16 protein-coding genes are annotated in these 19690 nt (G+C 63.8%); 6 read left to right on the top strand and 10 right to left on the bottom strand.

Features of this window, described 5'->3' with window-relative positions; genetic code table 11:
* Window positions 1-18: 18 nt before the first annotated feature.
* Complete coding sequence (locus tag B2Z70_RS11805) at window positions 19-3348, bottom strand: PAS domain-containing protein (protein ID WP_292983506.1); 3330 nt, start codon at window positions 3346-3348, stop codon at window positions 19-21.
* A gap of 298 nt (window positions 3349-3646) precedes the next feature.
* On the opposite strand from B2Z70_RS11805, the gene B2Z70_RS11810 reads away from it, so the two are divergent.
* Window positions 3647-4651: a calcium/sodium antiporter gene (locus B2Z70_RS11810; RefSeq protein WP_009803075.1), complete on the top strand. Its 1005-nt coding sequence runs from the start codon at window positions 3647-3649 to the stop codon at window positions 4649-4651.
* 305 nt (window positions 4652-4956) lie between these two features.
* Here the strand turns inward: B2Z70_RS11810 and B2Z70_RS11815 are convergent, their stop codons facing one another.
* The 5 genes from B2Z70_RS11815 to B2Z70_RS11835 all read right to left on the bottom strand — a co-directional run bounded on the left by B2Z70_RS11815 (window position 4957) and on the right by B2Z70_RS11835 (window position 10871).
* Window positions 4957-5220 carry an EF-hand domain-containing protein gene (locus B2Z70_RS11815; protein ID WP_009803074.1) on the bottom strand — a complete coding sequence of 88 codons (264 nt, stop codon included), beginning with the start codon at window positions 5218-5220 and terminating at the stop codon, window positions 4957-4959.
* 217 nt (window positions 5221-5437) lie between these two features.
* On the bottom strand, window positions 5438-8368 hold the full coding sequence (locus B2Z70_RS11820) for an FAD-dependent oxidoreductase (RefSeq protein WP_292983508.1): 2931 nt from the start codon (window positions 8366-8368) through the stop codon (window positions 5438-5440).
* A gap of 102 nt (window positions 8369-8470) precedes the next feature.
* Window positions 8471-9055 carry an aminoacyl-tRNA hydrolase gene (gene pth / locus B2Z70_RS11825; RefSeq protein WP_009803072.1) on the bottom strand — a complete coding sequence of 195 codons (585 nt, stop codon included), beginning with the start codon at window positions 9053-9055 and terminating at the stop codon, window positions 8471-8473.
* An 83-nt stretch (window positions 9056-9138) separates the two neighbouring features.
* Window positions 9139-9771, bottom strand: a complete 633-nt coding sequence (locus B2Z70_RS11830) for a 50S ribosomal protein L25/general stress protein Ctc (RefSeq protein ID WP_009803071.1) — start codon at window positions 9769-9771, stop codon at window positions 9139-9141.
* Between the two features lie 167 nt (window positions 9772-9938).
* Entirely contained in the window at window positions 9939-10871 is a 933-nt protein-coding gene (locus B2Z70_RS11835) for a ribose-phosphate pyrophosphokinase (protein WP_009803070.1), read from the bottom strand.
* Window positions 10872-11087: 216 nt separating this feature from the next.
* Between B2Z70_RS11835 and B2Z70_RS11840 the strand changes: the two genes are divergently transcribed.
* Both B2Z70_RS11840 and B2Z70_RS11845 read left to right on the top strand, forming a co-directional pair.
* Window positions 11088-12260 carry a sensor histidine kinase gene (locus B2Z70_RS11840; RefSeq protein WP_292983512.1) on the top strand — a complete coding sequence of 391 codons (1173 nt, stop codon included), beginning with the start codon at window positions 11088-11090 and terminating at the stop codon, window positions 12258-12260.
* Window positions 12241-12624 (top strand): response regulator, encoded by a 384-nt coding sequence (locus B2Z70_RS11845; RefSeq protein ID WP_009803068.1) that lies wholly within the window; start codon window positions 12241-12243, stop codon window positions 12622-12624. Before B2Z70_RS11840 ends, B2Z70_RS11845 begins: the two co-directional genes overlap by 20 nt.
* Here B2Z70_RS11845 and B2Z70_RS11850 read toward each other — a convergent pair.
* A complete protein-coding gene (locus tag B2Z70_RS11850; RefSeq protein WP_292983514.1) occupies window positions 12621-13757 on the bottom strand; it encodes a class I SAM-dependent methyltransferase in 1137 nt (378 codons plus the stop codon). The genes B2Z70_RS11845 and B2Z70_RS11850 overlap by 4 nt on opposite strands.
* A gap of 37 nt (window positions 13758-13794) precedes the next feature.
* A complete protein-coding gene (gene lgt, locus B2Z70_RS11855) occupies window positions 13795-14676 on the bottom strand; it encodes a prolipoprotein diacylglyceryl transferase (protein WP_292983516.1) in 882 nt (293 codons plus the stop codon).
* Window positions 14677-14804: 128 nt separating this feature from the next.
* Between lgt and B2Z70_RS11860 the strand changes: the two genes are divergently transcribed.
* The 3 genes from B2Z70_RS11860 (at window position 14805) to proC (ending at window position 16589) form a co-directional block, all read left to right on the top strand.
* Window positions 14805-15110, top strand: a complete 306-nt coding sequence (locus B2Z70_RS11860; RefSeq protein ID WP_009803065.1) for an accessory factor UbiK family protein — start codon at window positions 14805-14807, stop codon at window positions 15108-15110.
* Between the two features lie 115 nt (window positions 15111-15225).
* Window positions 15226-15723 (top strand): type III secretion system chaperone family protein, encoded by a 498-nt coding sequence (locus tag B2Z70_RS11865; RefSeq protein WP_009803064.1) that lies wholly within the window; start codon window positions 15226-15228, stop codon window positions 15721-15723.
* A gap of 17 nt (window positions 15724-15740) precedes the next feature.
* Entirely contained in the window at window positions 15741-16589 is an 849-nt protein-coding gene (proC, locus tag B2Z70_RS11870) for a pyrroline-5-carboxylate reductase (RefSeq protein ID WP_292983518.1), read from the top strand.
* Window positions 16590-16606: 17 nt separating this feature from the next.
* Here the strand turns inward: proC and B2Z70_RS11875 are convergent, their stop codons facing one another.
* Complete coding sequence (locus B2Z70_RS11875; protein WP_009803062.1) at window positions 16607-17518, bottom strand: flagellin; 912 nt, start codon at window positions 17516-17518, stop codon at window positions 16607-16609.
* Between the two features lie 19 nt (window positions 17519-17537).
* Entirely contained in the window at window positions 17538-19664 is a 2127-nt protein-coding gene (gene flgK / locus B2Z70_RS11880; protein WP_009803061.1) for a flagellar hook-associated protein FlgK, read from the bottom strand.
* Between the last annotated feature and the right edge of the window lie 26 nt (window positions 19665-19690).

Consider the following 19690-nt stretch of genomic DNA (forward strand, 5'->3'; position numbering starts at 1 on the left):
TGGTTCCACTCTCAAGCGTCAATGCTCTGCGCCCTGAGGGGGATGAGCGCGTGCGGACACGCCCGAATTCAATCCGTTCAGCGCGTTCACGATGGCCTGCAACTCCACAGGCTTGCTGAAATACCCCTCCACATCCAGTGACTGGACCCGCGAACGTGTTTCCACGGTGGCGTCGGCGCTGACCACGTAAATCGGAATGGCGGCGGCTCCCGCCTCGCCGGCGCGAATGCGCCGGATCGCTTCCTCTCCGCCCATGCCGGGCATGTGAAGGTCCATCAGGACGGCGTCAAAGGGTTCGGCCTGGAGCAATTCCAGCGCCTCTCCGCCGCTGGCCGCCACCACAGGTTCATACCCGCCCTGGCGCACCATCTCGGCGGTGACATCGCGATTGACCTTCTGATCGTCAACCACCAGCACGCGCTTGTCCCGGGCCGGCGCTTCCGGCGTATAGCGCAATCTGGACTGCGCCGTTTCCTGGGGCTCGTCATCAAGATCGGCCGGCCGGGCCGGGAATTCGAACCAGAAGCACGCCCCCTGCCCCGGACGGGAGTGGACCCCGATCTGGCCGCCCATCAAGACCACCAGTTCGCGCGCGATCGCGAGGCCCAGACCCGAGCCTTCATGGCTGCGCGAATGGGACATGTCCGCCTGTTCAAAACGCCCGAAGACCCGTTTCTGGACGGTTTCGCTCATTCCGGGCCCGGTATCATGAACCTCGACCCGGATGCGGCCCGTCTCGGTCCAGAGCGCGTCCACCCGAACTTCTCCGGTTTCGGTGAACTTGATGGCGTTGCCCAGAAGGTTGCTGAGAATCTGGCGGACCCGATTGGCGTCCACCATCGCCACACGCGACAATTCCGGCGCCTGGGAGAGCCGCAACGGCAAGGCCTTGCGCTCGGCGTCGGGCGCATGCGCCTGCACCGTCTCCTCAATGACGTCGGAAGGGCGCACGGGGCGCTGAACGAGCTTGAGCTTGCCCGCCTCGATCTTGGACAGGTCCAGAATATCCTCGATGATCGACAGAAGGGCCCGGCCCGAGGACCGGATCGTCTGGACAAACTCCTTCTGGCGGTCGTTGAGGTCGGTCAACGCCAGCAATTGCGCAATGCCCAGAACGCCATTCAGCGGCGTTCGGATTTCATGGCTCATATTCGCCAGGAACTGGGATTTGGCTTCACTGGCCGCCTCGGCGTGAGCGAGGGCCGCCTTCAGCGTATCTTCGGCGCGTTTGTGCTGGGTGAGATCCTCGACAATCCCGATCATGCGAATGGGCAGATCATTGTGATCCCGGTCGACGATCCGGATATAGACCTTGATCCAGACCGTTTCGCCACGGCCATTGATGATCATGTGTTCCAGGTTCGTCTGCTCGTGATCGCCGCGCAGCAGGGCCTCGGACATCTCCCGCACCTCGGACAGGTGCTCGGGGTGCGCAAACGCGATCAGGGTTTCCGTGCTGATCTCCTGATAGGCCAGTTCAGGCCTGCCCAGTATATCCGCCAGCGTGGCGTCCAGCCTCAGAAGCCCGCTTTCGGAATCCAGGTCCCAGACGCCCAGCCCCGCCACACGCAGCGCCATCTGGGCGCGCATGCCCGCCTGACGGGCTTCCTGCTCGATCCTCAGCTTGTCCGTGATATTGCGCAGCGTGCCCGAAATCCGTTCCGGGCGTCCGTCCGCATCGCACAGGACTTCGCCCACCCCCTCCACCCAGAGATAATGGCCCTCCCGGTGCTGGAGGCGGAACACCAGATTCTGCTTGTGGGGACCGGGATCGCCGGGTTTGACCTCCGGCTCGCGCAGGGTCTTCTGGACCGCCGCCAGATCATCCGGATGCACGGCGGCCAGGAAGTCCGATATCCGGCGCACGCTCGAGGGCTGGGGATTGCCCGTCATCTGGTAATAGCCGGGCGAGGCAAAGAGCTGGTCGGTCTTGAAGTCGAGATCGAAAACCGTGAGGTCGGAGCCCTTGATCGCCAGCTCGTATAACCGGCGATGTTCGTTGGCTTCCTGCTCGGCCTTGCGCAACGGAGTCTGGTCCGCCGCGATGCCGGTCATTTCCCGGGGGGCGCCGGTCTCGTCGCGACGAATGACGGCTCCGTCCACCTGCAGCCAGACCACTTCGCCATCCGGGCGGATGATGCGGTGCGCCAGCGTGATGCGCCCATCCTCGGACTTGAGGGTGTTCTCAAGGGTGCGGGAAACATTGTCGCGATCCTCGGGCACCATCAGCATCAACATGTCCGCCCAGGGGAAGGGCTTGTCGACCAGATCAGGACGGCCGAGCAAGGCGGCGAACCGGCTGTCGAGATAGATCACCGAGTCTTCGACCGAATACCACCAGCGGCCCATGTTCGCGCTGGTGATGGCCACTTCGGCGGTCAGACGCGCCTTGAGCGCCCGCGATTCCGCATCGGCGATCTCGCTGACATCGACCAGGGTGCCGACCATGCGCCGGGGGGCGCCGGGTTCAACCTGCTCAGCCTGGCCATGGGATTCCACATAGATCCAGTGTCCGTCGGCGTGGCGCACCCGCAAGCGCTCGCGCAAGGGGGTGCCATCCTCCAGATGACGCCAGATCGCCGTCTGATAGCGCTCACGATCACCCGGATGCATGAAATCGAGACCCGATTTCGAGGTGGGCGGCTGATAGCTTTCCGGAAGCCCCATGATTTCGAGCAGGCGCTCTGACCAGTAGAGCGTCTCCTCATCCGCGTTCCATTCCCAGATGCCCGCGCCCGTGCCCGAGATCGCCAGCGCATAGCGCGATTCCGAGTGCTCGAGCCGCGCCTGGGTCTGGCGGGCCGCCTCATCCAGACGCCGAGCCTTGATGAAGGCCCCGATCGTGTTGGTCAGGGGGGTGAGGAATTCGGCCAGCTCGGCGTCATACCCGCCCTTGCGGTTGGCCACGCCGGCGATCCCCAGCAGCTCGTCCCCGTTCATCATGGGCAGGGCCATGAAGGCTGTCATGGCCGGATGGCCAGGGGGCAGGTTCACCTTGAGGTCGGGCGCGTTTGCAATGACCGGCTTGTGGGAATTCAGCACCGAGGCGAAGATCAGCTCGGTATTGACGAACTCCATTACGCCTTCCTGTCCCGATTGCTCATAGAGCGCCCGAGATTGCGCGTCCCAGCTGATATCGGTCATCGCCCAGGTGCGCAGCCAGGGATTGACCCCGTCGCCCTCGCCGACGACCTCGCCCACGAACCCGTATCCGGACTCCGTGATGTCGAGCAGAATGGCCAGCAGCCTGTTGAACGAGGCGTAGGCGGATTCCTCGCCCCCGATATAGATGGACTGGACATCCGAAATCGCTTCCAGAAGCTGGCGACTTCTAGCATCGGATGTCATGTCTCGTGCCATCTTGCGGTTCCCCACACGGGTTAGGGCTGGTGTGCAACCTTGACTTAAGGGTGTCAATGACTGGTGAACTTGAAGCCATCAGTCTTTCTCTCGGCCTCGCATCACGCTATATCGCAGGCGTTGGCGCAGTGCGCGCCCGCTCAGACACTCAGGAAGGACCCGTCCCATGGCAGCTCTTGTCGCTCTCGGCCTCGCAGTCGGCATTTTCGGCATTCTGAACCTGATCGACAACAAGCGTCTGGACTAGGGCGCTCGCGGGCCTAGCCCGCCACAGACGCAGGTCCTCATGCCCGACATCCTTCTTTTCAGCCTGATGGTGCTTGGCGGCATCGTCGTCCTTCTGACGGGCGGCGACATCCTGGTGCGCGGCGCCACCGCGCTGGCCAGCAAGGCGGGCGTGCCGCCGCTTCTGGTGGGACTGACCATCGTCGCTTTCGGCACCAGCGCGCCCGAAATGGTCGTCAGCGCCGCCGCGGCGGTTGAAGGCGCGCCGGGGCTCGCCATCGGCAATATCGTCGGCTCCAACATCGCCAATGTCCTACTGGTGCTTGGCCTGCCCGCATTGCTTGCGCCCATCGCCTCCACCGCCACCGGCGTCAAACGCAACGCCTTCATCGCGCTGGGCTTCACCGCGCTCTTCATCGCCCTGTGTCTGGATGGCGCATTGTCGCTGATGGATGGCGCGATCCTGGCGGTGGGCATTGTCGGCTATGTCAGCTTCCTGGCGCTGACCGCGAAGGCGCATGCTGACGATCCCATGATCGCCGAGCTCACCGATATCGAGCATATGGACGGCCTGCCCGCCAAGGCGCCCATGGTGGCGCTCTTCCTTCTGGGCGGCCTGGTGATGCTGCCGATCGGCGCCCAGCTGATCGTGGATGGCGGCGTGGGCATCGCCGCGCTGTTCAATGTCCCCGACGCCGTGATCGGACTGACGATCCTGGCCTTCGGCACGTCCCTGCCCGAGCTCGCCACCGCGCTCGTCGCCGCACTGCGCAAGCAGGCGGACATGGCCATCGGCAATGTGGTCGGCTCCAACATCTTCAATATCAGCGCCGTGGGCGGCATTACCGGTCTTGCGGCGAGCTTTGCGACCGGCCAGCCGGCCCCCGTCTCGGACCAGTTCATCCAGCTGGACTTCTGGGTCATGACCGCTGCCGCCCTCGCCATTCTCGCCTTCGCCCTGTTTCGCCGCCCCATCGGACGGGTTTCGGGCCTCGTCATGACGCTCGCCTATGTGAGCTATATCGCGCTTCTTGTGCTCCGGAACCCGCTGACGATCCCGGCCTGAGCCGGCGCGGTCAGACATCCCCTCATCGCCTGAAAAAAAATGGCCGGCTGCGCGAAGCAACCGGCCAGATGGGAAGGTTCATCCGCCTTGCGGCGGGCGCTCGGGGAGGAGCGAGGATCAATCTGATCCGGCGCTGTGACCTCACAAGGGCGGCAAAAGGGAAAGTCCGGGGCGCGAATAAGGCCCGCTCGCCGCAAGCCTGTCAGCCCGTTCATGTCCGCCCCAACAAACAGGGCCGGTCGCATGGCGACCGGCCCCGGGGTGCACGTGGGGGGACGTGCAGAGGGTGTGAAGCGCAGTAAGGCTTAGTGGCCTTCGCCGTGCTCTTCGTCAGCCGGAAGCGTCGCCGCCCAGGCTTCGAACTCGGCCTGGTCCAGGCCGCCATCGGCGTTCACGTCGAACGCAGCGAATTCGTCTTCGGTCAGTTCCGGCGCAACAGCTTGCGCTTCAGACAGGGTGATCACGCCGTCGCCATCGGTGTCGACAGTGTCGAACATCGGGGCTTCAGCGAATGCAGCGCCTGCGAAAGCAGCAGCAGCGATCGTCGAAATCAGAACTTGGCGTTTCATCAGTCTCTCTCCTTGCTCTAGGCCGGACAGTCACGGGGCGTCTGAGGGCCGCCTCGTCGTCTGGCAGGATCGAATATGATGAGCGCTTGTGTCCGCAGATGGCCGAAATCGGGGTATTCTGGCGTGTTTTTGAGGGCGTCTTCCCGCCGGAAAGCTGGCGGAATTGTGAACTTCCGTTCATGCGGGACGGGCCCGTCCGGGCCGCGCCCCGCATCCCCTATTTCAGATGCTTGATGGTGTGACGGAAGAACTTCTCCGTTTCCGGGTGCAGCGTATTGGACAGGCGCAAGAGCGCCACCAGCCGGCGACCATCATTGGCGATATCCTCGTGCGACCGGGATTCCTCATCCAGCACGCCCTGGATCTTCAGGAATCCGGCATGCCGCTGCCCCACCCCGTGACGGATCACCACCCCGGACGGGTTGATCCGGCGCGTCTTGCCCGCAAGCTTGCGCCGGATGTGCAGCGCCTTCTGGGCCTCATCGGCCTCATAGCCGGTGATGGCGCCCTCGATGAAGCGCACCCGGCCTTTCTTGAACAGGCACCAGACCAGCAGCCGGTGGGCCGTACAGGAGGCCGGCCAGAAAGGCTGCGGAACATTGGCGACATTATAGACCTGGACGGGGTTGAGCTTCACATCCAGCCGGTCGAGGAAGGCGTCAATATCAAAGCCGGACATGACCTGGTCGATCTGCGCCAACCGGTCCTTTTCGCCTTCGACCAGCTTGAAGTCATCTGATTCAAACAAGCGCGAGAGCTCGTCGCCATAGACCAGAACATCGGACTGGTTGGCCCAGACCGCGCCATTCAGCCGGGGCGACAGGAGCGCGTTGAGCTCATTGACCAGCCGCTCATGGTCAAAGTTCTCGATGCACAGCCGGAGAATGTCCACGAGCGCGCCATCCCCCGAGCCCGACACCACGAACAGCCGGTCCGGCGCGCTCTCTGCATCTTCCTTGATCTCCAAGGGTTCGCTGGCGCGCCCGAAACCGGTTTCGTCTGGCGTCCAGTATCCCTTGTTCAGGATCAGGTCCTCCGGCATAGGCGGATTGACCTTCGCGTTGAACTCCCTGGGGATCTCGGCTCCGAAGCCCGTGGCGAAGACCACCACGTCACAGTCCACGATCGACCAGGGGTCGTCGGCGGCGTTGTACTCCTCAGCCGCTGACGCCCTGGGATCCCGTCTGGCGGGATAGCCGTGATCGCCCTCCCCCATTTTCTGCAAATGCGCGATATAGGCGGAGGCTTTCATGCGCCGTTCGGCCAGGAGGTCGGCTTCGGTCGCCGTCGCGTGTTTGCGGCGTCTTCTTTCAAGTTGTTCCTGAATGGACCGCGGCTCTGTGACCGCTCTCATCTCGCCATCCTCATCAACGCCGAAATGCCAGTTCGCGACGATGTGCTTCCGGTTCTGGCGGTCAAACAGCAGCATTTGCACCGGGAACTCGCGATACACCGAGAAATCGGTGTAATCGCCGAGACTGGCGCGACGGGCCTGATACGCCTCGAACTGATCAACGAGCGTGCTGATGACGGTCTCGGCGCGGCCGGCGGTCCAGTTGAGCGCGGGCAGCGGAAAATCGGTCGAGCCGTGCTCACAGCCCTTTTCCGGCCAGTCATAGAAACGCGGATGCAGATAGCGCTGGCTCTTGCGATCAATGACCGGGACAAGCTCGGGCTCTTTTTCCAGCAAGACGACCCGGGTACCGGTTTCCGCAGCCGCCACCGCGGCGGCCATGCCGCTGATCCCGCCGCCAATGATGCAGATCTTTCGCCCCTTGCCGATCTTGCCCGCCTTGAAGAGGGCATGGATCAGGGTCATCGCCCGGGTCTGCTGGGTGAAAACGGTTTTCTTGGCTTCAAAGCACCCCAGCACATAGATCTGATGGCGCCGCATGTGCTGATCGCGCGGCAGGGACATGGCGTCCAGGATCTGGTTCTCGTCAATCTGATCGAATTTCACCGCGGAGCGTCGCCGCTTCTCGACCGGCTTGTCGTAATGCTGGCGTCGGATCTCTGCCTGAAACCGCTCGACCCGTGACCACTCCACAAGATTCTGCTTGGCCTCGTCGAGCGCTTCCGACGTGTTCTGCGCCTGAATGGCGAGGCTCTCGCCGTGCATCTCGCGAATGGGGCCATAGCCCAGACCCGAGATCAGCTTGATCGCTTCCGCCTCGGAGTGCTGCTCGAAGACATATTCCAGAGGCCGGATGACGCTCCAGCATCGCTGGTCCGCCTTCGCCGAGCCTTCCGACCGGCGCAGCTTGAACTGCTCCAGGCGGGACCGGAGGGTCTCCAGATGCGCCGGGTCGTCCAGAATGCCCGCCCCGGCGAACGTGCCCAGATTGCGAAGACCATGCATGATGATCAGCCCGTGCTGGTCCACCCCCTTCGAGAACACATTGGGAAGCAGCGTTTCGACGAAATGGTCGTACAGCACGAAATCCGAGACCGGGCGGGCGAGGATGGACACGCCGCTCTCCTGCAGCGCGGTCAGGTCTATGGACAGCGAGGGAAGCGAGCGCTTGGGCGCGCTGAGGATGCTGCGATTGGCGCTGAACAGGTAGATATCCTTGCTGGGCGAGCGGGGGTTCGCCTTGACCTGATCACGCATCTTGTTGATGTCGTTGTAGTAGTGATGAATGATTTCAAGCGCGGTCTCGTCCAGGGACTCGATATCGGTCAGCACCCGGTCATCGTAATCGCGCCGGTTGATATGGGTATAGCGCATCTTGAAACAGGCGCTCGTGTACCGCCGGTAGAATGGCAGGCGGTCGCTATAGTTCATCTCGTATTCCATCGCGATCCGCGAGATCACGTTGGAGCGCGGCCCCCCGATCGCCAGGACATGCCCGTCCAGCGCCGGGACCGACAGTCGGTCGGGGATGAAATGGATCTGGATCCCGTTCCGTGAGGAGGGCGGCGAGCTGCCGAAATTGGTGCTGAGCATCAGGTGCATCAGCAGGTCCGAAGAGCGGCCGAGCATTCTGGGATTGGCCGCCTCGATGCAGACATGCAGCGGCGCCGGGCCCAGCACGTCATCGACGACCGCCTTTAACTTATCCAGAAAGTGCGGTTTTCCGCCGTCCTGCATGGCGTCCGGGTTCACCGGATCCACTGCATAAAACGCACGCCGCTTCCTGCCCCACATGAGCGCCCCCTCCTCCGCGCATGGTCCATAGACTGCGCCATTGAAGGACAGGATCAACCAAGAGGCGAGTCAAAAACGCGTTCAGGGACTCAGCGCGCGGTGTCAGGGCGCGGGCGCGAGATGGGTCACCCTGGTCTGGAAGGCGTCTTCATTGCCCTCCAGGATGAGCGGGAAGGCGCGCGCGATCGCGTCCAGCAGCGGGCCCAGCCACTCACCCTCGGCCTTGGAGAAATCGCCCAGAACCCAGTTGGTGACCTGGTTCTTGTCGCCGGGATGGCCGATGCCGATGCGGCCGCGCTTGAAATCGCCCTCGATATGCGCCTTGGTCGAGCGCAGGCCGTTATTGCCCGCATGCCCGCCGCCGGTCTTGAGACGGAACTTGCCGGGCGCCAGATCGAGCTCGTCATGGAAGACCATGATCTTGTCCGCCTCGATCTTGTAAAAGCGCGCCGCCTCGGCCACGGCCCGGCCGGACTCGTTGTAGAAGGTCTGGGGCTTGAGCAGCAGGACCTTCTTCGGTCCCTGCCCGGTCTCCACCACGCCTTCGGCGGTCTGACCGGAAAAGCGCGACTTCCACGGCCCCAGCCGCCAGTCCTCGGCGATGGCGTCCAGCGCCATGAAGCCCACATTGTGACGGTTGCCGGCGTATTTGCCGCCCGGATTGCCGAGCCCAACGATCAGATGCATGACGCGCTCCAGAAATGAAAAAGGCGGCCGGGACAGTGTCCGCCAGCCGCCTTTTAAGTCCGTTCCGGACGAAGGAAAGAGGATTACTCCTCGTCGCCCTCGGCCTCGGTCTCTTCGCCTTCAGCGCCCTCTTCATCCTCGGTCGCACGCGCCGCGCGAGAGTTCTGGATGGTGGCGATGGTGAAGTCGCGGTCGGTGATCGCCGGGGTGACGCCTTCCGGCAGGGTCACGGCGGAGATGTGGATGGAATCGCCGATGTCGTAACCGGAGAGGTCCACATCGATCTGATCCGGGATCGAGCCCGCCGGCACGTTCACTTCCACGGCGTGACGCACAACGTTCAGAACGCCGCCGCGCTTCAGGCCCGGAGACTTCTCGTCATTGTGGAAGTGCACGGTCACTTCGACGGTGATGATGGTGCTTTCGTCAACGCGCTGGAAGTCGATGTGCACCGGCTCGTCGCGAACCGGGTGGAATTGCACGTCGCGGGTCAGCACGGACTGCTTTTCACCCTTGTGATCGATGGTGATCATCTGGGCGAGGAATTTGCCCGAGTTGATCGCCTTGATCACTTCGTTGTTTTTCAGCGCGATCGAGACGGGACCTTTGTCGCCGCCATAAAGAACGCCCGGCACAAAGCCGTTGCGGCGGGTTTCACGTGCGCCGCCAGTACCCGTGCGCTCACGCACTTCGACGGAGAGAACAATATCGCTCATGGTCCGGTCCCATACGAAATCGGTTTAAACGCAAGCGCCGCCGGTTTTGGCGGCGCGCGCTTCGTTCAGCCATCAAGACTGAGTAAGAACTTTCGAGCCGCGGGCTATAGCGGAAGCTTGCGGGGAGCGCAAGCGATCCGCTGACTCTTCCGCGGCGCGTCTCCAGCCTAGTCGAACAGCTTGGAGACAGACTCGTCATTGGCGATCCGGCGGATCGCCTCGCCCAGCAGCGGCGCCACCGACAGCGAGCGGATATTCTTGCCCGCCGCCACCTTGGCGGTCACGTCGATGGAATCGGTGACCACAAGCTCTTTCAGGACGGAGTTGGAGATCCGCTCCACCGCCTTGCCCGACAGGACGCCATGGGTGATGTAGGCGGAGACTTCCTTGGCGCCCTGCTCCTTGAGCGCCGCCGCGGCGTTGCACAGCGTGCCGCCGGAATCGATGATGTCGTCGAAGATGATGCAGCGGCGGCCTTCGACATCGCCGATGATGTTCATCACTTCAGACACGCCCGCCTTGGGACGGCGCTTGTCGACGATGGCGATGTCCGCGCCCAGACGCCCGGCCAGCGAGCGTGCGCGCACCACCCCGCCCACATCCGGAGACACGATCAGCAGGTCCTCGACATCATAGTGCTGACGGATGTCCTGCTCGATCACCGGGGTGGCGAAGAGGTTGTCGGTCGGAATGTCGAAGAAGCCCTGGATCTGGCCCGCATGCAAATCGATGGTCAGCACCCGGTGGGCGCCGGCCTCGGCGACGAGGTTCGCCACCAGCTTGGCGGTGATCGGGGTGCGGCCGCCGGTTTTGCGGTCCTGACGGGCATAGCCGAAATAGGGAATGACGGCGGTGATCCGGTTGGCGCTGGCGCGAGCCAGCGCGTCCATGCAGATCAGCAATTCCATCAGATGGTCGTTGGCGGGCTCGGAGGTGGGCTGGATGATGAAGACATCCTGGCCGCGCATGTTCTCGTCGATGCGCACGAACAGCTCGCCATCGGCGAAGCGCTCGATCTCCACATCCGACAGGGGGGCGTCAAGATAATCGGCGATGGCCTTGGCCAGTGGTCGGTTGGCGTTGCCGCACATCAGTTTCATGATCTGCCCTCTCCCGTGTTCTGAGCCGCGGCGCGCTCATAGCAGGATAAGCGCGTGCGGCAAAGCGGCGGGGCGCCCGCCATGCTGTCATGATGATCAGGACGTGAACGGAAAAAGCCCGCTGCACACGCCTAGGGCGCGTCTCGCATCTGAAACACTCCCTTAAGCAGAAACCTAGAGTGTCGGATACGCAATTCCGCAAGCTCAGAGGCGCTCATGCAATCTCTTCACGGCTTCATGCCCCATGGCATGTGTTATCTGTGGCGTGCGGACATCCTGCTGATGCATGTGGTCTCGGATGCGCTGATCGGTCTGGCCTATTTCTCCATCCCCGTCGTCATCTGGCTGATCTCCCTGAGACGGCCGGACATCCTGTTCAGGCCCGTCGCCTATCTCTTCATCCTGTTCATCATCTTCTGCGGCACCACGCACCTGTTCTCGATCTACACGATCTGGACCCCGGCCTATTTCACCGAAGGCGCGCTCAAGATCCTGACCGCCGTGGTCTCCGTCGCGACCGCGATCACCCTCTGGCCGCTTCTGCCCAAGGCGCTGGCCATGCCCAGCACGGACCAGCTCAGACAGTCCAACGAATCTTTGCAGGACGAAGTCCAGCTGCGTGTGGGCGCGGAGCGCCAGCTGCAGCAACTGGCGAACTCGCTGGAGCGCCAGGTCCAGCGCCGGACCGCGGATCTGGAGCGATCGAACGGCACCCTGCGCGACTTTGCGGCGGGCGCCTCCCATGACCTCAAGGCCCCGGCCCGCCAGATCTCGCTGCTGGCGGATCTGGCCCAGCGCCAGCTGGGTCCGGAGGGGGACGACAAGGTGCTGGGCTATCTGCATGACGTCAAAGCCAAGTCCCGTGACATGCTGATGCTGATCGACACGCTGCTGAGCTATTCGGACCTGGTGGAGACCAAGGCCGCCTCGAACGCTGCGCCTCTGCGGCCCCTGCTCGAAAAGCTGCTGGCCGCCTATTATCCCAACGCCCCCATCACGCTGGACGTCATCGGCGATCCCGTCCTGCAAGGCGATGAGACCCTGCTGGCGCACCTCTTCCGCAATCTCGTGGACAATGCCGTGAAGTATTCCGACAAGGAAGAGATCCGGCTCACCGTGGACGCCATGGAAACGCCTGGCGGGCTGACGGTCCGATTCGCGGACAATGGCCCCGGCATCCCGGCCAACCAGGCCGAGGGTGTGTTCAAGATGATGCAGCGCTATCGCAGCGACGTGTCAGGGTCGGGGGTCGGGCTGGCCTTTTGCGCCCGGATCATGGAGGCTCATGACGGCAAGATCAGCGTGGATCCCGATTTTGTCGGCGGCGCACGGTTCTTGATGCAGTTTCCCCGGATCGAGGAGATCAGCGATGACCAGCCTGATCATTGAAGACAGCCTTATTGACGCCAGCCTGATCACGAGCGCGCTGGAAGCGCGAGGATATGGCGATCTGAAAGTCTTCGAACGGGCCGAGGATGCGCTCGACTATATCCGCAGCGACGCAGCGAAACCTGATTTCTGCCTGGTCGACAGCCGCCTGCCCGGCATGTCGGGCTCGGACTTCATCAAACTGGTGAAGAAATGCGGCAAGATGGACGGCGTGCCGTGCATCAGCCTGTCCACCTCCAACCTCAAGGACGAAATCCGGATCGCCCTCGAGGCCGGCGCGGACGGCTATTTCGTCAAGCCCTCCGACCTTGAGGAATATGAACGCGTGATCGCCCGCATCATCGAGGCGCATCTCAGCGCCTAGCGAGACCGTTTGAACGGCGCGATGCCCGGCGCCGGCGGCAAGCCTTCCGAACTGAAGGCCGCCAGCTTGAAGAGCGTCCCCATATCCTCAGGCGAGACCAGGCGGTGCATCTGACGCTTGAGCTTGGCCTGACCGGCCTCGTCGACCGAGCGTGACAGAACGGCGGCGCGCTGCTCGATCCCCAGCTCGGTCAGGAAATCGCCCTGGGTCATGGGACCGAAAGCCGACAGTCCGGCGTCCACGCCCAGCCTGAGCAAGCGATCGAAATCGACCCAGGCTGTGAGGTCCGCCGTGCCCGGTGCGTCCAGCGGATCCACTTTCTGGTGCGCACGGATGGCCTGCAGCGTGTCGCCCGTCTCAGGCTTTGCAGACCCGTAATCGACAAACAGGGCATAGCCCGGATCGCGGTCGAACCAGGCCGCAAGCTGGTCGATCTGTTGCTGATCGCCAGGGCGCAATTCCACCAGCGTGCCGTCGTCGGCTTCGCGCAGACCAGGGGCGATGAAGGCCATATCCGCTTCACCCAGCACTGGTCCCAGCCCATAGACGAAACGGGCTTCGTCCTCGGGGTGCAGCGTCACCACCCGTTCGCGCCATTGGCCCTTGTGGCGGATGGCCTGACGGATCGGCAGACAGTCGAGAAACTCATTGCCGATGACGACAGCGGGACCGGACGGCGCCTTGTCGAAATCCTTCGCCCAGTTGATCGGGACAGAGGCGCTCGCCAATGTCTGGCCCTGCACCATCTTGAGCGCGGGCGACGCCTCGATCAGCGTCACATGGACCGCGTCCAGAAAGCCGGGCGCGGCCCGCCCAGCCCGAAGCATGTCGCTCATCATCCGGCCGGTGCCCGGCCCCAGCTCGATCAGTTCAAAGCGCGAGGGCGCGCCCATCTGCATCCAGCATTCCGCCGCCCACAGGCCCAGAAGCTCGCCGAACATCTGACTGATTTCGGGCGCCGTGATGAAATCGTTTGCAGCGCCCAGCGGGTCTTTCGTTGCGTAAAAGCCCGCCATGGGATGAAACAGCGCCTCGGCCATGAAGGCGGCCACCGACAGCGATCCCTCCGTGCGGATGCGCTCTGCCAGACGCTCCGAGATCATCTGCGCGGGGCGAAACTCGTCATCGCTCATGGATCAGTCCCTGTCTTGGCTCAGGCATCGTCCCGGCTCAGGCGGCGCGTTCGCCCACAGCCGGGGCCTTGCGGGCGCGCCAGACCAGATAGGCCCCCAGCGCGATCATGGGAATGCACAACACCATGCCCATTGTCACATAGCCCTGCAGCGCTTCGGGCATCTGCCGGTCGGGCTCGCGGAACAGCTCCACAAACGCGCGGAACACGCCATAACCGATCAGGAAGGCGCCTGTGATCAGGCCGGGCCGGGTCAGCGCCTTGAAGCGATAGATCAGCACGCTCAGGATCACGAACAGCACCAGACCTTCAAGCGCCGCCTCATAGAGCTGGCTGGGATGGCGCAGCTGGCAGGTCGGGTCGGCGGAAAACCGCATGGCCCAGGGCAGGTCCGGCGCCGGACGCCCCCAAAGCTCGCCATTGATGAAGTTCGCCATCCGTCCGAAGAACAGGCCGATCGGCGTCGCCGCCGCCACCGCATCCGATACCCGCAGCAAGGGCGCAGCGTGTGCGCGCGCGGTCAGCACCATGGCGAGCGTCACCCCGATCAGGCCGCCGTGAAAGCTCATGCCGCCATCGGTTATGCCGGTGATAACGCGCAGCGGCGTCTCCCAGATCATCGACGTATTGTAAAAGAGCACATAGCCCAGACGCCCGCCGACAATGACCCCGATCATGATCCACAAGACGAGATCATCCACGAAGGCCCGGCTATAGGGCGCAGTCTGGGTTTTGCGCGTCGTGCCCCACAACGCGCCGTTCGAGACGAGTCGGAGCACCCAGACCAGACCGCCGAACAGGCCGGCGATATAGGCGAGCGCATACCAGCGGATCGGAAACGGACCGAAGATCCAGACCTTGGGAAGGGTGAACAGGACCGGATCGATGAGGTCGAAACTGGCGGGGCATGCGCCTATCATGGAAGGCTCCAGAAAAATAATTTGGCCGACGGGACCGGCTGTTAACTGTCAGGCGGCGCGGCGGCGCATTGCTAAGCCGGCCCGTCGACGCCTATATGGGTCTTCATAGCAGAGCACACGGTGATGTCATGCAGTCACGCAATCCCCTGTTCGCAGATCTCGCCGATCTGATGACCGACGCCTTCAGCGCCGCGCAAGCCGCAGGTGATGAAGCGCGCGCGGTGTTCCGCGCCCAGGCCGAACGCATGGCGTCCGAGCTGGATCTGGTGAGCCGGGACGAGTTCGAAGCTCTGCGGGCCGAAGCGGACGCCAGCGCCGCCCGGCTCGAATCGCTGGAGGCCCGCCTGGCCGAACTGGAAGCCCAATCGGCGAAAAAGCCGACCCGGGCCAAGTCTGCGGCCAAGACGTCCACAGCAAAAAAGTCCGCTGAATAAACCACTTACAAAATCCCCCACGCACAGCGCTTGCACCCCGATGACGGGGCGGCATACCGTCCGACATGGGCGGCGCACTGAGTCGCCAGGCGCTGCGAGGGGCTAGAGGACCATCATGGATCTCACCACCCAGGAAACCGTCGTTTCGATGGATCCGCTGGAAAGCATCGAGCAAGCCGTCCTGACGGCTCAATACGCCTATGAGCGCGACGACCTGGAACTGCACATGGCGGTTCCCGGCTCCTGGCGCGATCACCAGATCTGGTTTTCCTATCGCCCGGATCTCGACGTCATCCACATGTTCGCGGCTCTGGACCTGAAAACGCCCGACAGCCGCTACAAGGATGTGTGCGAGCTGGTGGCGCGTCTCAATGAGCGCCTGTGGATCGGCCATTTCGAAATCTGGCACGAGGACGGCACCATTGTCTTCCGTCATGCGCTGACCCTGCCGGAAGCGGAAAATGTCTCCGTCGCCCAGGCCGCCACCATGATCGAAGCGGCCAAGGAAGCAGGCGAACGTCTGTATCCGGCGTTTCATTATCTGCTGTGGAGCGGTAAAACCCCGCTTGAAGCAGTGGCCGCCGCCATGTTCGACACGGCCGGCGAAGCCTGAGGACACGGAACACGCACATGGCAGACTCACAGGGGCGGATCGGCCTGCTCGGCGCAGGCCGCATGGGCTCCGCGCTGGCCTCAGGCTGGCTGCGCAAGTCGCGCGGCGGTGTGAGCGCCGACCAGATCGTGCTGATCGATCCGAGACCGGGCGTGGGCGCCCAGGGTCTGATGGAAAGCCATGGCGTCAAATGCGTCCCGGCCCTGACCGGCCAGATCGCCGCCACTCTGGATACGCTGGTCGTCGCCATCAAGCCTGACCTTGTCCGCTCCGTTCTCGGCAAGGTGAGCGAGGATTTGCCGGAAGGCGCGCTGGTGATCTCCATCGCCGCAGGCGTGCCTCTGCGCACCCTGTCCGCCGCCCTGCCCGGACGCCCCATCGTGCGCGCCATGCCCAACACGCCCGCCGCCATTGGCGAAGGCGTCTCGGTCTGCGTCGCCAATGAGGCCGCTGATACGAAAACCCTGATCCGTCAGGCTGAAAGACTGCTCAAGCCGGCGGGCCTGGTGGAGTGGATCTCGGACGAACGGATGATGGATGCGGTGACCGCCGTGTCCGGCTCCGGTCCCGCCTATGTCTTCCTGTTCACCGAGGCCCTGGCCGCGGCGGCCGAAGCAGAAGGCCTGCCGCGCGAGCTGGCGATGACGCTGGCCAAGCAGACCGTGATCGGCGCCGGGGCGATGATGAAGGCGGGTCTGGGCGAGCCGGACGAACTGCGTCGCAATGTGACAAGCCCCAATGGCACCACCCAGGCGGGCCTGGATGCGCTGATGAGCGGGGGCGGGCTGCCGGGCCTGGTGCGCAACGCCGTCGCCGCCGCCGAACGGCGCGGCCGGCAGATGGGCGCGCAGAGCGCGGGCGATTAGGCCCGCGCCGTCAACGCCTAGAGATAATTCAGCAAGCTGATCTGGCTCAGACGCGAAAAGGTCTGCGCCGACACCTGGACCGCGGTCTGGGCCTGCTGGAAGCGGGTGGCCGCTTCGGCCATGTCCGCATCCTCAATTCCCGCCACCATGATCTCGAGATAGTCCGAGCGCTTTTCATGGCCGGTGATCGAGCCTTCGAGCTGTTTCTGGCGAGCGCCGTTCTCCGCCATCGCCACATTGATGGTGTCGAAGGCGGAAATGATGTTGGCCAGTTCGGTTTCGAGGAAGGCCTGCTGGTTTTCGGTGATCTGACCGTCAAACGGACCGTCCGGCCCGGCGTTGAAGTCAGCAATGCGTTCGATCGAGGCCATCAACTCCGTGCCGACCTCGGATGCGGTGGCGTTGACGTCGATCGTGATGGTTTCCTCGATCTTGGTGGTCTGGCGGTCTGCGGCGTTCTGGAAGGTGGCCGAGACGTCCGGCACCGCCGCCTGCAGATCGGCGATCGTATCGGCGGTGAAGGGCACGGCGTCCGTCCGGCGTCCGCCGAACACAAAGGAGCCGTTGAAGCGCATGTTCAGGGCGGCTGACGCCCGGTCGAACACCTCCTGCACCTTGTCCATCATGAAGGAGCCGTCATTGGTGGTCAGCGCGGTGCGCAGATCGGTCGCGGCGGTGGAGAGCTCCTGATAGGCGAGATCCTGGATCTCGAGCCGGTTCAGCACGCGCTCATTGGCGCCCACGAAGGACTCGCTGCGTTTCTGGGCCGCCTTCGCGGCGATTATGGTCTCGGCGGAGTTGGCGTACCCTTTGAGATCCGGGGCTTTCTTGCCGCTGGCGAGCTGCTGGCGGGCATCATAGGCTTCACGCTGTGCGCGCATCAGATCGCTCAAGGCGGCCTGGGATGCGGCCTGGGTGGAAATTCTCATTCTAAGCTCCCTTCCCGACCTAAACGATGTTGATCAGCGTATCCGACATCTCCCGGGCGGCCTGCAGAAGGCGCGCCGCGGCGTTGTAGGATTGCTGGAACTGGATCATGCGGGCGAGTTCTTCATCGAGACTCACCCCCTCAACGTCAGACCGCTTGATATCGGCGGCTTCCTTCACGGATTCCGCAGCGGTCTCGGCGCGTTGGGCGGCCGCGGCGACAGAGCCGACCTTGCCCGCAACCCTCGCGCCATATTCGATCAGGGTGGACATGCCGCCCTTCATGTTGCCGGCGTCATCAAAGGTGCGCTTGGCCTGACCCGCGGCCGCAAGCTCCTGGCCGCCACGATTGTCCCCGGCGCTCACCACCAGATCGCCCGGAACCGTCGCGCCCGTCACGTCCAGCTTGGCCATCGACAGCAGCGTGGAATCCGACCGGATCGCCGGGCGCACCTCGAACCCTTCCGCCCGGCTCATCCGGGCGCCGTCCGACATGCCGAAAATGGTGGTGAAGGACTTGCCCGTGCCGGTCCGCACACTGGTGTCGCCGGTGACGACGACCTCATACTGCTCGAAGCCGGCGTTCGGCGTGAAACTGATCTCGCCATTGCCGTCCATGCCGAACGAGCCGTAGGCGCCGAGCCCGGTGCCCGCCGCGTTCAACGCGTTCAGCTGATCCTGGATGGTGGCGCCGGCCACGCTGACATCGATATCTGCGGTGCGTCCGCCATTGGGACCGAGCACCTTGAAGCTCATCACCCCGCCGCCGGCCAGGCCATGGGCGCTGGTTGCGGTCAGACCGGTCTCGAAGAAGGCCGGACGGTCGGAATCCACGATGTCATTGAGGCCGAAATAATGCGCAAAGCCCCGTCCCCCGATGGAAGAGGGGTTGGCGCTGTCCTGGGCCAGGGCGACGCCGTGATTGGCGTTCGCCGCATCAATGCTCAATCGGCCATTGGTGAAACTGGCCGTCCCATTGCCGCCCAGCGCGGTGTTGATCTCGTTGACGAGGTCGGTGATCGAGTTGGCGGCGTTGCCGTCCACGGTGAAACCGGTCCCGGTGACGGTGATCGCCACCTGCTGGACCAGCGTGCCGTCATTGTTGACGATGGCGAGCGTGGCCGCGCCCGAACCCTGCAGCACATCCGCGCCCACCAGGCTGGTGTCACGGCCGGTCAGCGTGTTGGGCGGCGGATAGGCGGTGGCGTCGTTATGCGCCGCGTTCAGCGCGTCCGCCGCGCCGGCGGCGTATTCGGCCAGGGCGGCCGCCAGTTGCGGCAGATCCTTGTCACGCAGATCAATCAGTCCGCGCAACTCGCCCGACGTGATGTTCTGGGTCAGGTCGACGCGCGCGCCCGACGCCGAGACCACGGCGGTGATCTCGCCATAATCCAGACCGTAGGCGCCCGTGCCGGCCGGGGTGTATTCCAGCTGCAGCCGGGAGTTGTCCAGCAGCGCCACGCCATCCGCCGTGGACACGAAGACGCGTCCGTCCGGCTGGCGGTTGGTGCGCACATCGATATAGCTCGACAGCTCGTCCAGAAGCTCGACCTGACGGTTGGCGGCGCCGCTGGTGTCGGCCGAACTGGCGTTCAGCGATTGCGCCTGCAGGTTCAGGTCCTGCATTTCCTTGAGGATTTCATTGATGCGGCCAATGCCTGAGCCGATCCGGGTGTCCGCTTCATTGCGCAGGGTGCGCATCTCGACCGACAGGCGCTGGGTCTCATCAAAGAAGGTCTGCAGTTCGGAGGCGGCGCTCAGACGCGCCACGGTTTCGGCGCTGTCGGCGGCGGCGGCGCTGAGGGAATCAAAAGCGGCGTTCAGGCGTCCGAAGATCGAGCTCTCGTCAGACGTGCTGCCGAACTGGGCCTGCAGGCGATCCAGCGCCGAGTATCGCGCGGTCGCCGCAGAGAAGTCGGAATTGGCGCGCACAGACGCGGCGAGCAGGTATTCATCAGTGATGCGTTCGACCCCGCGCACATCCACGCCCATCCCCTGCCCCGCCACATTGCGGGAGGTGATGGCGAGCTCGGTGCGCGCATAGCCTGGCGTGTTCACGTTGGCGACATTGTTGGACGCCGTGCGCAAACCCAGCTGCGAGGCCCTGAGTCCGGACAGGGCGTTGCCGATCACAGAATTGAGCGCCATGTGCGCCTCCAATACCGCTCCGCCGG

It is taken from the genome of Oceanicaulis sp. UBA6590 (assembly GCF_002433705.1).
Taxonomy (GTDB): Bacteria; Pseudomonadota; Alphaproteobacteria; order Caulobacterales; family Maricaulaceae; genus Oceanicaulis.

Bases quoted from the DNA above. Each gene is read 5' to 3' on its own strand.
- proC (WP_292983518.1), top strand. From the start codon at position 15,741: ATGGCAGACTCACAGGGGCGGATCGGCCTGCTCGGCGCAGGCCGCATG.
- B2Z70_RS11835 (WP_009803070.1), bottom strand. From the start codon at position 10,871: ATGAAACTGATGTGCGGCAACGCCAACCGACCACTGGCCAAGGCCATC.
- pth (WP_009803072.1), bottom strand. From the start codon at position 9,055: ATGCATCTGATCGTTGGGCTCGGCAATCCGGGCGGCAAATACGCCGGC.
- B2Z70_RS11860 (WP_009803065.1), top strand. From the start codon at position 14,805: ATGCAGTCACGCAATCCCCTGTTCGCAGATCTCGCCGATCTGATGACC.
- flgK (WP_009803061.1), bottom strand. From the start codon at position 19,664: ATGGCGCTCAATTCTGTGATCGGCAACGCCCTGTCCGGACTCAGGGCC.
- B2Z70_RS11820 (WP_292983508.1), bottom strand. From the start codon at position 8,368: ATGTGGGGCAGGAAGCGGCGTGCGTTTTATGCAGTGGATCCGGTGAAC.
- B2Z70_RS11815 (WP_009803074.1), bottom strand. From the start codon at position 5,220: ATGAAACGCCAAGTTCTGATTTCGACGATCGCTGCTGCTGCTTTCGCA.
- B2Z70_RS11875 (WP_009803062.1), bottom strand. From the start codon at position 17,518: ATGAGAATTTCCACCCAGGCCGCATCCCAGGCCGCCTTGAGCGATCTG.
- B2Z70_RS11840 (WP_292983512.1), top strand. From the start codon at position 11,088: ATGCAATCTCTTCACGGCTTCATGCCCCATGGCATGTGTTATCTGTGG.
- B2Z70_RS11805 (WP_292983506.1), bottom strand. From the start codon at position 3,348: ATGACATCCGATGCTAGAAGTCGCCAGCTTCTGGAAGCGATTTCGGAT.
- B2Z70_RS11865 (WP_009803064.1), top strand. From the start codon at position 15,226: ATGGATCTCACCACCCAGGAAACCGTCGTTTCGATGGATCCGCTGGAA.
- B2Z70_RS11810 (WP_009803075.1), top strand. From the start codon at position 3,647: ATGCCCGACATCCTTCTTTTCAGCCTGATGGTGCTTGGCGGCATCGTC.
- B2Z70_RS11850 (WP_292983514.1), bottom strand. From the start codon at position 13,757: ATGAGCGATGACGAGTTTCGCCCCGCGCAGATGATCTCGGAGCGTCTG.
- B2Z70_RS11845 (WP_009803068.1), top strand. From the start codon at position 12,241: ATGACCAGCCTGATCATTGAAGACAGCCTTATTGACGCCAGCCTGATC.
- lgt (WP_292983516.1), bottom strand. From the start codon at position 14,676: ATGATAGGCGCATGCCCCGCCAGTTTCGACCTCATCGATCCGGTCCTG.
- B2Z70_RS11830 (WP_009803071.1), bottom strand. From the start codon at position 9,771: ATGAGCGATATTGTTCTCTCCGTCGAAGTGCGTGAGCGCACGGGTACT.